Here is a 14,238-nt window from a genome sequence, read left to right as displayed (position 1 = left end):
GGTGCGCCCTGATTGAATGTCAGTGGCTGATGCGGACAGTTGACAGGGTTGAAGGAGGGGCTGGCCATGGATGACGCGGGACAGCAACTGTCATTACTGCAGGGCTTCAGCGCTCCGGTCAAGAGTTCCAAGGGTCTGCGTCCCGCAGCGGTGCTGCCCGTGGCCCAGGTCCTGATCGATTCGCCGCTTCCACATCTGGATCGGCTCTTCGACTATCTGGTTCCCGTTGAACTCGACGACCGCGCCCGTCCCGGTGCGCGCGTGAAAGTACGGTTCAGCGGACAGGAGCTGCCGGGCTTTCTGGTGCGCCGGCTCGAGAGTCCTTCGACTGCCGCCAAGCTAAGCTTTCTCGGCAAAGTGGTGTCCCCGCAGCCGGTCCTCGCTCCGGATATTGCCGAGCTCGCGAACCAGATTGCCGCGCGCTATGTCGGCACGGTGAGCGACGTGATTCGGGTTGCTGTTCCGCCCCGGGTCGCCGGAGTGGAGAAGGAATTCGATCCGGTGCCTGAAGCTCCGGCCCGGGCGCCTGAACCACCCCCGGGCCAGGAGACTGACCCTTCTGCCGGGCAGGACGCAGCAGCCGTCCATCAGTCGTCGGACCTGCTGGCCGATTACTGCAACGGTGGTGGCTTCCTTGAAAGACTGCGGCGGCTGGACGCGCCCCGTGCTGTCTTCACCTCGGCCCGCGGTTACGGTCCCCGGGCGTGGCCGCATGAGTTGGCCGATGTACTGCTTGCCGTCCATGGAATGGGCCGCGGCGCTATTGTCGTTGTGCCTGATCAAAAGGACCTCGACCGGCTGGAGCAGGCACTTCTGGCCGTCCTGCCCAAGGAGGAATTCGCCAGGCTGAATGCCGATGACGGGCCGACGCCGCGGTACCGGAATTTCCTGAACGTCCTGCACGGACGGGTAAAGCTGGTGATCGGAACCAGATCTGCCGCGTACGCGCCCGTCAAGGATCTGGCGCTCGTCTGTTGCTGGGACGACGGCGACGACCTGCACATTGAACAGCGCGCCCCATACCAGCACGTCCGCGAAGTGCTGCTGCTGCGTGCCGGGCAGTCAACAGCAGCGGCAATAATCGGTGGACTTTCCCGCACCAGCGAAGCCCAGCGTTTGGTGCGAAACGGGTGGGCCCAGTCCATCCACCCGGAACGAACGATGCTGCGGCAAATCACTCCCCGGGTGATCAATACGGCGGACAGTTATGAGCGTGAACGGGACCCGCTCGCGGTCAAGGCGCGGCTGCCTGGAACCGCTTGGCGTGCAGCACAGGAGGGACTTAAGACCGGCCCTGTCCTGGTCCAGGTGGCGCGCACCGGCTACGCACCAAACATCGCATGCCAGCAGTGCAGGGAACCCGCAAGATGCACCCAGTGCCAGGGTCCACTGGCCAAAGCCGGCCGGGACGCTGTGCCGGCCTGCCGGTGGTGCGCCCGGCCGGCGAATTCCTGGCACTGTCAGAACTGCAACGGTCAGCAGCTGCGCGTCTCGGCGGTCGGCGCGGGCCGCACAGCGGAGGAGCTGGGGCGGGCATTTCCCTCGGTGCCCGTCATTTCTTCGGCCGGCGACCATGTCCGTGCCGCGGTTTCCGATGCTTCAGCCCTTGTTGTCGCCACCCCTGGTGCTGAGCCGGTGGCTCCAGCAGGATATGCTGCGGCGCTCTTGTTGGATGGGCAATCACTGCTCAGTCGTGAATCGCTGCGGGCAGGGGAGGACGCGCTGCGCCGCTGGTTCACCGCTGCCGCCCTCGTACGCTCCGCCAAAGATGGTGGCAAGGTGGTGATCACCGCGGATGACCAGAGCATCGTCGGCCAGCTCATCCGCTGGGACGCAACCGGCGCCGCCGACCGGGAGCTTGCACAACGGCAGGAACTCTCGCTACCGCCCAGTGTCAGGGTCGCCGCATTAACTGGTCAGCACACGACTCTGAAGCAGTTGCTGGAGCGTGCGGAGCTGCCCTCGACGGTGCGCGTTATCGGGCCGGCTCCGCTGCCCGAAAGCCCACAGGACCGTCCCTCCTCGACCGGGGAAGTCAACGTTCCTGATCAGCGCATTCTGGTGTTCTTCCCCTACAGCGCAGCGGCGGCAGTTACGTCCAGCCTGCGCGCGGCCCGCTCGGCCATGTCGGCTAAAAAAACCGGCGGTTCCGTGCAGGTACGGTGCGATGGAGTGGATCTGCTCTAGCGAGGGTCCGGTATGGCTATTGCGCCCGGTTTGATGTAACGCGGCGATCGGATCCGGTCCAACGCCGGTCAAACGCCTCTTCGGCCGTCACCAGCAGCTGCTTCGCCGAGGTGTCCCAGTCGTAGTTCGAGGCGCGTGCCAGTCCTGCCGAAGCCATCGCCGTCCAGTGTCCCGGCTTCGCAAGGCTCCTTACGGCCTCGGCAAACTCTTCAGGACTGTCCGGATCGACATAGGCCGCGGCGTCAGCGCCAACCTCCCGGAAAATAGCAATATCGCTCGCGATCACGGGCGTACCGACAGACATGGCCTCGATCACCGGCAGTCCGTAGCCTTCGGCCCGCGACAATATGGCCAGCGCCGTCGTCCGCCGGAGCAGCTGCTGGTATTCGTCGTCGGAAACGCCATTGTGGAAGACCACCTGCGTTCCCGCGGTGATGAATGCTTCCAGCTCCGCCTGCCGTTCCGGGGAGATCCTGCTCAAAAGGTGCAGGGTATAGCCGGGCAATTCCGCCATACCGCGAATCAGCGTTTCGACGTTCTTGTACGGCATGAAGGAGCCCATATAGAGGATCGTCTTATCCGGTACCGCGGAGGTATCCCGCGGAACCTGGCCGGGCTGCGGGGCGTTACCCACGATCCGGACCGGCCGCTTGGTCAGCCGGTAGCGGTCGATCAAAGACCTGGTGGTTTCGCTGATGGTCGCGACGACGTCGGCCCGGTTGAGCAGCAGCCGCTGCGGCCAGTAGGCCTTGTGATAGAGCCGCCACAGTATCCGCACCGGCAGGGGCAGGAAACCCGGCGGCGCGGGATTCTCGTAGTAAATCAGGTCGTGGAGCGTCAGGACCAGAGGGTACTTCCGGCCCCAGCTGCCCATCGTCTGCATCGGACAGAACACGACATCGGGGCCGAGTCTGTTGATCTTCCATGCCACAAACAGTTCCAGCGGCGACAATGGACTGTTGATCTTCACGTACGGTACATCCGGCAAAAGACTGAGCTGCCGCTCGTCGTGAATCAACATGACGACATCGGCGTATTCCGCGGCCGCGGCGATCAGGGACGCCCCGTAGCGGCTGATGCCATCGTGATGCCCTGTCCGGGTAAACCGCGCGTCGATGAGAAGCTTCATACGTTACCCCCCAACCGTAGCGATCCAAGAAATTCCTGGATGAGTTCAGCGGCTTCAGCGGGCTTTTCGTAGTGGATCAGGTGTCCCACTTCGTCGAGGAACACCAGTTTGGACCCTTCGATGGATTCCTGAAGCTGCCGCTGCCCGGTGACCGAACCAAGATCGTCGTCGGTCGCGGCAATCAGCAATACGGGAAGTTTCAACCGGCTCGCAGCCTCGCGGACCGTGCCCCCGATGGACGCGCGGAACGCCTCCAAGACCACTGTCCGGTTGGCAAATGCACTGAAATAGCGGCCGTGCTCAGCATGGATCCACTGGCGCAGAACCGGGTCCTTCGTCCGTGCCATCAGGATACTCATGGCCCGGACGATCAACCGGTTGCGGAGCAGGAACAAGCCAACCCGTTCCGGCAGCCGGGCACAGAGCAGGTAGTAAAACGCGGTCAATTTCGACAGAAAAGCCTTCGAACCGGCCAAGGCCGGCTCACAGATTGGATTGATGAGGATGAGCGCCTGCAGTGGCAGGGAGGAGGATGCAGCGTAATGCGCCGCGACGATGGATCCAAAGGAGTGACCGAGCAGAACGGTATCCGCCGGCAGTTGAAGAGACTTCATCATTGTCTCAACGCAACGGACGTAGTTCGCTACGTTGTGTTCGCTTTCCAGCGGGGCGGATTCGCCGAAGCCCGGCAGATCCGGGACGACAACCCGTGCCTGCGGCAACCTCTCGACGATCTTCAGCAGTCCATGGTGGTCGCCGCGGAAGCCATGCAGCATCACCATAGTGGGATGTGGCTGGTCCGGTTCGGCGGGGGAGTAGTCCCAATAGCGCACCGGGGCGCCCTGGTGCTGGAACTCCCGGGCCACCGCTCTGTCCTGCAGCCGCAGAGTCACTAGTTCACCTCGTTGGGATGTGAACCGTACCGCTGGCCACGCTCCAGGGCGGTGATTCGTTCCATCGCAGTCTCGTCCAAGGTGAAATCAAAGACGTTTATGTTCTCCCTGATCCGGCCAGCCGAACTTGCCTTGGGAATAACGATATTGCCCACCTGGACATGCCAGCGCAGAATAACCTGCGCCGCTGATTTGCCATACTCCGCAGCGAGCTCAAGGAATACCGGCTCCTGCAACAGTGAACCGCGGCCGAGCGGGCTCCACGCCTCGGTACGGATCCCATGCGTGGCGTGGAAGTCCTGCAACCTGTTTTGCTGATTGAAGGGATGCAGCTCCACCTGGTTCACCGCAGGCGGAACGTCCGTTTCAGCCAACAGTTTTTCCAAATGCTCAGGCTCAAAATTGGAGACGCCGATCGCCCGGACCCTGCCCTCGTGGTAGATGGCTTCCAGGGCACGGTAGGTTTCCACGTAGAGGTCCTTGGCGGGGCAGGGCCAATGGATCAGCATCAGATCGATATATTCCAGACCCAGCTCGGACATCGAGGTATCGAATGCGCGCAGAGTCCGGTCGTAACCGTGCTGGTCATTCCAGATCTTACTGGTGATAAACAAGTCCTCACGGCTGAGCCCATCTCTGACGGCGCTACGCACAGCCTCTCCCACGCCCGATTCATTGGCGTAGAGTGCCGCGGTGTCGATACTGCGGTAACCGGATTCGATGGCCAACGTCACGAGTCCGGCGGTTTCAGCCGGCGGAACCTTGTAGACGCCATAACCTAGTTGCTCCATTTTGACGCCGTTGGCCAGGGACAATCTGGGGACTGTGTGCATGGGAACGACTCTACCCACTCTCTGTTGCCCCCTGCACGAGCCGCCGGGCCGTAACCTCGTCAAGGATGAGGTCCGTGGCCAGCCCGGCAGCCAATGCTCCGCGCAGGCCATTGATTTTGGACTCGCCGGAGACAACGCAGATCCGGCGCCGGGCAGCGCGGAGGACACTGAAGTCCGGTCCGCTGGAACGCTCGTTCATGGCAATTCCCTGATCAGTACCGTCGGCCCGGAAGAAGACCGTAGCGGCATCGCCAACCACTTCGTCGGCAGCGAGCAAATCCAATGCATCAGGGTCCAAGTATCCGCCGCTGTAAACATGGCTGGGGATCTCGGAGCCAATCGAACCAACGCCGAAAATCGCCGTCGTCATTCTTGACTGCAAATCCAGGACCCGCTGCACGCTGCGTTCGCCCCACATTGCCATCTTGGTTGAGGGACGGTCGAAAAAGGCGGGAACGGGAAATTGTTCGACCCGGGCGCCATACGCTTTTCCGAACCGCCGCAGGATTTCACTCGCGTAGGTGATTCCCGTCGTCTGGGTATTGCCCGCCCCGTTGAGCTGGACGACCGTGCTGTCGTGTGTGATCTTGCGCGTCAGGTGCCGGCTCACGGCGCTGATAGTGGAACCCCAGGCAACTCCAATGATGGCATTCGAGCCGAGCAGCGGACCGATAGTCCGGGCAGCCTGGATGGCCACCCGCTCGAGCACTTCGGCTTCGTGGCCGGACTCGGTCACGGGCACCACATGCGCCTCGACGCCGAAGTGGCGGCTGATCTGTTGCTCCAGCTGGGGTGCACGCTCGTGCGGGCTCGTGATCTGAATCTGCACCACGCCGGTTTCCCGCGCGCTCGACAGCAGCCTCGAGACCGTGGAACGCGATGTGCGCAGCTCCCTGGCGATGGCATCCATTGTCATGTCCTGGAGGTAATACATTTGTGCAGCCCGCAATGCGTCCAGCGTCCGGGACGAAGATGTTGCGCTGCTGGCCGGACCCGGCGGCTTGGCCGTCCGTGCGCGGCGCCTGTCGGTAAATGGACGTGAAGCAGTGGGACCGATCATTGAATTCACCTTTTGCACATTTGTGCAATTGAGTTGACTAGTATTTCCAGCCATTCCAACAATAATGGAGGAAGGCGTTATAGGCGCACATCGTTTATCAGGGGATCTGCTTTGGAAAGTAATGAATCCGCAGCAACAGCGTTCGAGCCGGGGCCAACGGTACACACTCGTGAAGCGGTTGAGGGCCTGAAGTCGCGGCCCACGGCACGCGTACTTGTTATTGGCGGCGGCATCAACGGGGTAGGTACATTCCGCGATCTGGCGCTGCAAGGTGTCGATGTCGCGCTTGTCGAGCGCGGGGATTACTGCGCCGGTGCAAGCGGCGCCTCCTCGCACATGATTCATGGCGGAATCCGGTATTTGGAAAATGGCGAATTCCGGCTGGTGAAGGAATCTGTACAGGAACGCAATGGCTTGCTGCAAACAGCTCCGCATTACGTCAAGCCGTTAAAAACAACCATTCCCATCTATTCGACTTTTTCCGGCATTCTTTCGGCACCGCTGCGGTTCCTCACCCACCGGCAAGGTAAACCGACCGAGAGAGGCGCCGTCCTGATAAAGCTTGGCCTGAGCATCTATGACGCGTTCTCACGCGGAGGAGGGATGGTTCCCCGGCACCAGTTCGCCGGCAAGGTACGCGCCTTGAAGGAACTGCCGCGATTAAATCCAGGGATCAAATACGCAGCCACGTATTTTGATGCATCTGTCCACAACCCTGAACGTTTGACTCTTGATGTTCTCCGGGATGGCGAGTCGGCAAACATGCATGCCAGAGCGTCGAACTATGTCAGCCTCGTCTCTTCCGGTTCCGACGGCGTCGAGCTCCGGGACGAGTTGACGGGGGAAACCTTCAGCTTCGCTGCCGACGTCGTCATCAACACCACCGGAGCCTGGGTGGACCAGACCAACGCAGCCCTTGGATCGCCGTCGCAGTTCATGGGCGGGACCAAGGGCTCGCATATTGTCCTTGACCATCCGGAACTGCTGGAGGCCTGCGCCGGACGGGAATTGTTCTTTGAACACACCGACGGACGGATAGTACTGATTTATCCCATCGGTGACCGGGTCCTGGTAGGAACAACGGATATCGACGCCGGCGATCCGGGCCAGGTCGTCTGCACGAACGAAGAAATCGATTACTTCTTCGACCTGATCGGGCATGTGTTCCCCTCCGTGCCAGTAAGCCGGGATGACATTGTCTACTCCTTCTCCGGAGTGAGGCCACTGCCGAGGCACGATGACACGCAGCCCGGTTTTGTTTCCCGGGACTACCGGATAGAACGCCGGGACGTCGCCGGCCCGGATGGGACGGTCACCACGCTCAGCCTGGTCGGCGGCAAATGGACCACCTTCCGTGCCCTGGCCGAACACATCACCAATGATGTCCTCCTCCTGCTGGACCGCACCCGCAAAGTATCCACGGCAGGCCTGCCCATCGGCGGTGGCAGAGACTTCCCCTCCACGACCGCGGATGCGGAAGCGTGGGCGCAGGACCATGCTGCTCCCGCCGTCCCCGCTGAACGGGTGCGTGTGCTGTTGGAGCGCTACGGCACCAGGGCGGCTGACGTCGTTGAATTCCTCCAGGCGGCACAGGACCAGGCATTCCATTCCACCGGCGAATTGAGTACCGGCGAAGTGCTGTACATGGTCGAACATGAGCAAGTGGGCCATTTGGCCGACGTCCTGATCCGCCGTACCTCTCTGGCCTTCCGCGGCCTGGTCACCGCCGAATTGCTGCACGAACTGGCCGCTGTGCTGGCCGCAGCTCTGGACTGGGACAACACCCGCAGGAATTACGAAGTCGAGTACGCCCAGCGGGTGCTTAGCGAGACCCATGGCGTACATGTTCAAAGCTTGATCACCTGATCCATGAGGAACGGGGGAGCAGGATCACCAACATCCGGGCGCCACATCCGGATGCTGGTGAGTGCGTACGGTGGCGGACCGGCATGGTCAGTCATCCGCACAGCGGTTCCACAGACTGTGGAGCGGTTTGAAACGTCGATCACTCGACAAAACTAGAGGAGTCAAAGATGTCTCTGTGGGAAGTGTTCTTAGCCGAGTCATTCGGCACCGCCATGCTGACGCTGTTGGGTTGTGGTGTTGTCGCGAACGTCGCCCTGGCCAAGACCAAAGGCAATAACGGCGGGTTCCTGATGGTGACCTTCGGCTGGGGGTTTGCCGTCTTTGCCGGCGTCTACGTCGCGGCACAGTCCGGGGCACACATCAACCCGGCGGTAACGGTGGGGCTGTTGGCCAACGGAGCTACCGAGTACGCACCGGGTGTCGCCGTCACGTTGGCCAGCACGCTCGTCTACTTCGCGGCCCAAATGGTCGGTGGCACCATCGGCGCAGTGTTCTGTTGGCTGGCGTACAAGCAGCACTTTGACGAGGATCTGGATCCGGCCGCAAAGCTGGGTGTGTTCTCCACCGGACCGTCGATCCGGTCCACACCATGGAACCTCGTCACCGAGTTCATCGGCACTTTCGTGCTGGTCTTTGTCATCCTGATGTTCGGCGGGTCGCCCAGTGGCCTGGGACCCTTGGCCGTGGCACTTCTCGTGGTCGGTATTGGTGTTTCCCTCGGTGGTCCCACCGGGTATGCCATTAATCCCGCCCGTGACCTGGGCCCCCGCATCGCCCATGCTTTCCTGCCCATCAAGGGCAAGGGCGGCAGCGACTGGTCCTACTCCTGGATCCCCGTCGTCGGACCACTTCTGGGCGGTGCCGTCGCCGGTCTCATGGCACCGATTATCGCGTTCACTCCGGCCGGCTGAAAGCAATCCAAGCACAAAATCAAACCACTGACTGTGGGGCCGGGCAGGCACCGGTCACAGCAGAATTCCTATCGATACAGAGGAGTACGATATGTCTGAATATGTAATTGCCATCGACCAGGGAACCACCAGCAGCCGAGCGATCGTTTTCGACCACGACGGCAAGATCGTTTCCAGCGGCCAAAAGGAACACGAGCAGATCTTCCCGCATGCCGGCTGGGTCGAACACGATCCCGCCGAGATCTGGGTCAATACCCGCGAAGTCATCGGCAACGCCCTGTCCAAGGCCAATCTGACCCGCCACGATATCGTGGCCGTCGGCATCACCAACCAGCGCGAAACGGCTGTGGTTTGGGACAAGAACACCGGCGAACCCGTCTACAACGCCATCGTCTGGCAGGATGCCCGCACCCAGTCCATCGTCGATGAACTGGCGGCCGACGGCGGCGCGGACCGGTTCAAGGACAAGGTGGGCCTGCCGCTGGCGACCTACTTCTCCGGCACCAAGATCAAGTGGATCCTGGACAACGTCGAGGGCGCCCGCGAACGGGCCGAAGCAGGAGACCTGATCTTCGGCAACACCGACAGCTGGGTGGTCTGGAATCTCACCGGCGGAACGGACGGGGGAGTGCACATCACCGATGTCACCAACGCCTCCCGGACGATGTTCATGGACTTGAATACACTGCAGTGGGACGACGAAATCCTGAAGGTCTTTGGTGTCCCGAAATCCATGCTGCCGGAGATCAAGTCCTCCTCGGAGGTCTATGGCAAGGTCCATGGAAACCAGCTGCTGCGCGAAGTCCCCGTGGCCGGAATCCTCGGCGATCAGCAGGCGGCCACCTTTGGCCAGGCAGCGTTCGAGAAGGGCGGGGCCAAGAACACCTATGGAACCGGCAACTTCCTGATCGTCAACACCGGCGAGGAAATCGTCCACTCCAAGAACGGATTGCTCACCACGGTTTGCTACAAACTCGGTGATGCCAAGCCGATCTATGCGCTCGAAGGCTCCATCGCCGTCACAGGTTCACTTATCCAGTGGCTGCGCGACAATCTGGGGCTGATCAAGACCGCCCCCGAGGTCGAGCAGCTGGCCGAAACAGTCGAGGATAACGGCGGCGTTTACATTGTCCCGGCGTTCTCCGGACTGTTTGCGCCGTACTGGCGCGGCGACGCGCGTGGGGCCATGGTCGGTCTGACCCGGTTCGTGAACAAGGGCCACATCGCACGCGCGGCCCTGGAAGCGACAGCTTTCCAAACCCGGGAGGTCCTGGACGCCGCGAATGCTGACGCAGGGGTAGACATGGAAGACTTGCGGGTCGACGGCGGCATGGTCGCCAACGATGCGCTGATGCAGTTCCAGGCAGACATTCTGGGCATCCCGGTGATCCGCCCGCAGGTGATTGAAACGACGGCGCTCGGAGCGGCGTATGCCGCCGGTCTCGCCGTCGGATTCTGGGAGAGCACCGACGATGTGACCGCCAACTGGTCCGAGGACAAGCGGTGGGAGCCTCAGATGGATGCCGGCGAGCGCGACCGCCAGCTCCGGCTCTGGAAGAAGGCCGTGACACGGACCTTCGACTGGGTCGATGAAGACGTGAAGTAGCAGCTCTTCAACAGTTAAGAAATCAGGGCCGTTCTCCATGGCGGAGAGCGGCCCTGATTCGTCCTGCCCGGCGGCCCGCACTGCTGGAGCCTCAAGGCGGAACTGATCAGTCCTGCAACACTTTATCTGAAATCCTGTCCGGGTTGCCGAAGCGGTGAGCGGTGATGCTCACTGCCTGCTCATGCACGAACGGCAGCATTTCCAGCCGTCCGGCAGCAGTAACTTCACCAGCGTAGACGGCGAGATCGGGGTCTCCCTCAGTGGCGGCGCACAGCGTGCCGTAGCCGCCGCCAACCAGGCGGACCCGGTCATAGTGCAATTGCCCCGCAGCGGCCCGCTTCAGGAATCCCTCGTCGGTTTCCATGGTCAGGTTCACGCAGCTCCTGGGCAGCGCGCCGACCAATTCCTCCGGCAGGACGTGTGCCGTACTGACCTCGAAGTCCGCACCCGACCGGGCGGCTGCAAGGATGACCCGCACCAGTTCGGTGATGGTGCCGGCTTCGTTCAGCCGGACCGTGACAGGAGTGGGCAGATAGCGGAATTCGTTCCGTTCCAGACCGAGCGCCGAGATATCAACGTTGCGGCCGAATGTCGACTCGTAGTGGGCCTGGTCCGCCACCACCGAACGGGCCAGGAAGGCCTGATCGGCGTCGTTGAACAGCATGGAATGCATGATTGCAGACACGGCAGGGGCAAGTTCCACGTCTGTCAGCGCTTCCCCAGCCTCGGCGTGGCCGAATTCCGGCAAGTCTTCCTTGAACCAATCCACCAGATGAACCAGGTAGTTCGGCCCGCCTGCCTTTGCGCCGGGCCCAACCGACGAGCGCTTCCATCCGCCAAAGGACTGGCGGCGGACAATCGCGCCGGTGATACCCCGGTTGATGTAAAGGTTGCCTGCCTGGACCTTGTCCAGCCAGACGGGAAGCTCGTCCGAATCCATCGTCTGCAGTCCGGCCGTCAATCCGTACACCGGTGCATTCTGCAGCTCGATGGCCTCTTCAAGGGTCTTGGCGGTCATCACGCCGAGCACCGGTCCGAAGAACTCGGTGAGGTGGAAGTAGCTTCCCGGCTTTACCCCGGTCCGGATCCCTGGCGACCAGAGCCTCCCGGTGTCATCGAGCTGCTTTGGCTCCACTGTCCAGGATTCACCCTCATCGAGCGTGGTCAGGGCGTCCTTCAGCTTGCCCTCAACCGGTTCGATAACCGGGCCCATTTCCGTCGTCGGATCATCGGGATATCCCACCTTCAGGGAGGAAACCGCATCCACCAACTGATTGCGGAACCGTTCGGAATAGGCGGCCGAGCCGACCAGGATCACCAGGCTGGCCGCGGAGCATTTCTGCCCCGCGTGGCCAAAGGCCGACCTGGCCACATCGTCGGCGGCCAGGTCCAGGTCGGCGCTGGGGGAGACGATAATGGCATTCTTACCGCTTGTCTCGGCCAGCAGCGGCAGGTCATGGCGCCACGACCGGAACAGCTTGGCGGTGTCGTAGGCGCCGGTCAGGATAACCCGGCCCACGGCTTCATTAGCGATCAAGTGCTGTCCGACGGGTCCCTCTTCGACGTCTGTGAAGAGTAGAACGTCCTTGGGAACTCCGGCAGCCCACAACGCCTCAACTACGACGGCGGCGCAACGCTTGGCCTGCGGCGCCGGCTTGACGATGACTGAGCTGCCGGTGGCCAGCGGGGCGAGCATCGAGCCGGCGGGGATGGCGACCGGGAAGTTCCACGGCGGAGTCACCACCGTCAGGGGAACGGGCTCGTACCGGGCACCCTCCACGTTCTCGAGTTCTTCGGCCTGAAGCGCGTAGTAATTGGCGAAATCCGCGGCCTCGCTTACTTCCGGATCCGTTTCGCTGATCGTCTTACCGGCCTCGCTCGCGGCGACCTGGATGAGCTCGCCGCGGCGCCGGGCAATTTCCTGGGCGGCCCGGCGGAGAACCTTGGCGCGTTCATACCCGCCGAGTCCCGCCCATGACTTCTGGCCGTTCAGGGCGGTTTCGACAGTCCTGTCGACGTCTTCTTTGGTCTCCAGCCACGAATCGGCCACCAGCTTTTTGCCCAGCGTGCAACCGGGTACGCCATCGAGGATCTTGCGGCCCCATTCCCGGATATTGGGCAATGATGAATCCGAGTCCGACTCGTTCTTGAACTCGCCGGATTCCAGTTCCACCGCGCGGTCCGGTTCCAGCCGCCGCTTGCGGTCCGGGACGATCGTGTCGACATGGTTCAGCGAGGCCAGGAAACGCTGCTTCTCCCGCTCGAACAACGTCGGTTCGGAGGTCAGCTCGAACACCGCCGACATGAAGTTCTCATGACTGGCGTTCTCTTCCAGCCGGCGCACCAGGTAGCTGATGGCGACATCGAACTGCTCAGGATGGACCACCGGGGTGTAAAGCAGGAGCGAGCCGACCTCGTTACGGACCTCCTGTGCCTGTTCTTCAGCCATGCCGAGGAGCATCTCGTACTCGACCCTGTCCTCGACCCCGCGGTGAAGCGAGAGAAGGCGGGCAAAGGCGATATCGAACAGATTGTGTCCTGCCACGCCGAGCCGGACGGCTTCCATATTCTCCGGACGCAGCGCCCAGTCCAATACCCGCTTGTAGTTAGTATCGGTGTCCTGTTTGGAATCGAACGTCGCCAGGTTCCAGCTGTGGACAGCGGCGTCGACCTGCTCCATCGGCAGGTTTGCGCCCTTGACGAGACGGACCTTGACGCTCTTGCCGCCGTCGGCCACCCGCTGCTTGGCCCACTCGGTCAAATCCTGCATGGCTCCCAGCGCATCGGGCAGGTAGGCCTGCAGAACGATGCCGGACTCGAAGTTCAGCAGCTCCGGATGGGACAAGACCCGTTTGAAGACCGCCAGCGTCAGGTCGAGATCGTGGTATTCCTCCATGTCCAGGTTGATGAACTTCGGCGTCGGAGCATCGAGTGCCATCTTGTACAGCGGGACGAGCCGCTCGGCGACCTTCTCAACTGTTTCGTCAAACGCCCACATGTTCAGCCGGCTCACGACCGAGGAAACCTTAATCGAAACGTAATCGACGTCGTCACGGGCCAGCAGCTTCCTGGTGCCTTCCAACCTGGCGTCCGCTTCCGACTCACCGAGCACTGCCTCGCCCAGAAGGTTAAGGTTCAACCGGATGCCACTGTCTTCGCCACCCTTGAGTTTGGCGATGGCTGCACCGAGCTTCTGCGGCCGGGCGTCGACAATGAGGTGCGCCACCATCTCACGCAGCACCCGGCGGGCGATCGGCACGACCAGCCATGGAGCTGCCGGGCCGATGACGCCGCCGAGCTTGACCGCGTAACGCATGTACCAGGGCAGGAACCTCGGCGCATTCCTCGACAGGTTGGACAGTTCATGAGCCGCGACAGCGAGGTTCTCGGGACGGATCACCCTGTCCACGAAGCCGATCGTGAACTCCAGACCCTCAGGATCTTTCAACACCTCGGCCAGCAAAGCAGCCGATCGCGACGCCTTCGCCGACGTCAGCTGTACTGAGGTCGGAGCCGTCATATCGTCGGGCAGATGCAGCCAGCGCCGGACCATGCTGACGACGTCGTCGGCCAGATCAACAGGCCTCGGTTCCGCAGGTTCAAAAGTATTCGTCATAGACCGACGATAAACCGATATCGGTCATAGGAACCAGCCCGGGCGGATAATGCACGATCCTGCGCTAAAGTAGGCATATGAAGATGCTCCTGCTTAGTTGACCCGCGCGGTACGTTCCGTGTGGGGTGCCCCTCCCT

At 62.0% G+C, this 14,238-nt stretch carries 9 protein-coding genes; 4 read left to right on the top strand and 5 right to left on the bottom strand.

Translation table 11 applies throughout. The features are described from left to right. Nucleotides 1-66: 66 nt before the first annotated feature. Nucleotides 67-2,187, top strand: a complete 2,121-nt coding sequence (locus ACX80B_RS14705; RefSeq protein WP_459297452.1) for a primosomal protein N' — start codon at nt 67-69, stop codon at nt 2,185-2,187. Nucleotides 2,188-2,203: 16 nt separating this feature from the next. Here the strand turns inward: ACX80B_RS14705 and ACX80B_RS14700 are convergent, their stop codons facing one another. From ACX80B_RS14700 to ACX80B_RS14685, 4 genes are read right to left on the bottom strand one after another with little or no spacing between them, the layout of a single operon-like run. Then, entirely contained in the window at nt 2,204-3,316 is a 1,113-nt protein-coding gene (locus ACX80B_RS14700) for a glycosyltransferase family 4 protein (protein ID WP_459297450.1), read from the bottom strand. After that, nucleotides 3,313-4,209: an alpha/beta fold hydrolase gene (locus ACX80B_RS14695; RefSeq protein ID WP_459297448.1), complete on the bottom strand. Its 897-nt coding sequence runs from the start codon at nt 4,207-4,209 to the stop codon at nt 3,313-3,315. Before ACX80B_RS14695 ends, ACX80B_RS14700 begins: the two co-directional genes overlap by 4 nt. Beyond that, nucleotides 4,209-5,042 (bottom strand): aldo/keto reductase, encoded by an 834-nt coding sequence (locus ACX80B_RS14690; RefSeq protein WP_459297446.1) that lies wholly within the window; start codon nt 5,040-5,042, stop codon nt 4,209-4,211. The genes ACX80B_RS14695 and ACX80B_RS14690 overlap by 1 nt, the downstream gene beginning before the upstream one ends. A gap of 10 nt (nt 5,043-5,052) precedes the next feature. Further along, nucleotides 5,053-5,976: a sugar-binding transcriptional regulator gene (locus ACX80B_RS14685; RefSeq protein ID WP_459297602.1), complete on the bottom strand. Its 924-nt coding sequence runs from the start codon at nt 5,974-5,976 to the stop codon at nt 5,053-5,055. Between the two features lie 237 nt (nt 5,977-6,213). On the opposite strand from ACX80B_RS14685, the gene ACX80B_RS14680 reads away from it, so the two are divergent. From ACX80B_RS14680 to glpK, 3 genes are all read left to right on the top strand, one after another. Beyond that, nucleotides 6,214-7,968, top strand: a complete 1,755-nt coding sequence (locus ACX80B_RS14680) for a glycerol-3-phosphate dehydrogenase/oxidase (protein WP_459297444.1) — start codon at nt 6,214-6,216, stop codon at nt 7,966-7,968. Between the two features lie 167 nt (nt 7,969-8,135). Then, on the top strand, nt 8,136-8,879 hold the full coding sequence (locus ACX80B_RS14675) for an MIP/aquaporin family protein (RefSeq protein ID WP_459297442.1): 744 nt from the start codon (nt 8,136-8,138) through the stop codon (nt 8,877-8,879). A 91-nt stretch (nt 8,880-8,970) separates the two neighbouring features. After that, nucleotides 8,971-10,485, top strand: a complete 1,515-nt coding sequence (gene glpK, locus ACX80B_RS14670; RefSeq protein WP_459297440.1) for a glycerol kinase GlpK — start codon at nt 8,971-8,973, stop codon at nt 10,483-10,485. A gap of 106 nt (nt 10,486-10,591) precedes the next feature. Here glpK and ACX80B_RS14665 read toward each other — a convergent pair whose 3' ends face one another. After that, nucleotides 10,592-14,101, bottom strand: a complete 3,510-nt coding sequence (locus ACX80B_RS14665) for a proline dehydrogenase family protein (protein WP_459297438.1) — start codon at nt 14,099-14,101, stop codon at nt 10,592-10,594. Between the last annotated feature and the right edge of the window lie 137 nt (nt 14,102-14,238).

This window comes from Arthrobacter monumenti, from assembly GCF_054511255.1.
This window is presented reverse-complemented; position numbering and strand designations above follow the sequence as displayed.

Coding starts and splice junctions, on each gene's coding strand:
- glpK (WP_459297440.1), top strand. CDS start 8,971: ATGTCTGAATATGTAATTGCCATCGACCAGGGAACCACCAGCAGCCGA.
- ACX80B_RS14700 (WP_459297450.1), bottom strand. CDS start 3,316: ATGAAGCTTCTCATCGACGCGCGGTTTACCCGGACAGGGCATCACGAT.
- ACX80B_RS14665 (WP_459297438.1), bottom strand. CDS start 14,101: ATGACGAATACTTTTGAACCTGCGGAACCGAGGCCTGTTGATCTGGCC.
- ACX80B_RS14690 (WP_459297446.1), bottom strand. CDS start 5,042: ATGCACACAGTCCCCAGATTGTCCCTGGCCAACGGCGTCAAAATGGAG.
- ACX80B_RS14705 (WP_459297452.1), top strand. CDS start 67: ATGGATGACGCGGGACAGCAACTGTCATTACTGCAGGGCTTCAGCGCT.
- ACX80B_RS14675 (WP_459297442.1), top strand. CDS start 8,136: ATGTCTCTGTGGGAAGTGTTCTTAGCCGAGTCATTCGGCACCGCCATG.
- ACX80B_RS14685 (WP_459297602.1), bottom strand. CDS start 5,976: ATGTATTACCTCCAGGACATGACAATGGATGCCATCGCCAGGGAGCTG.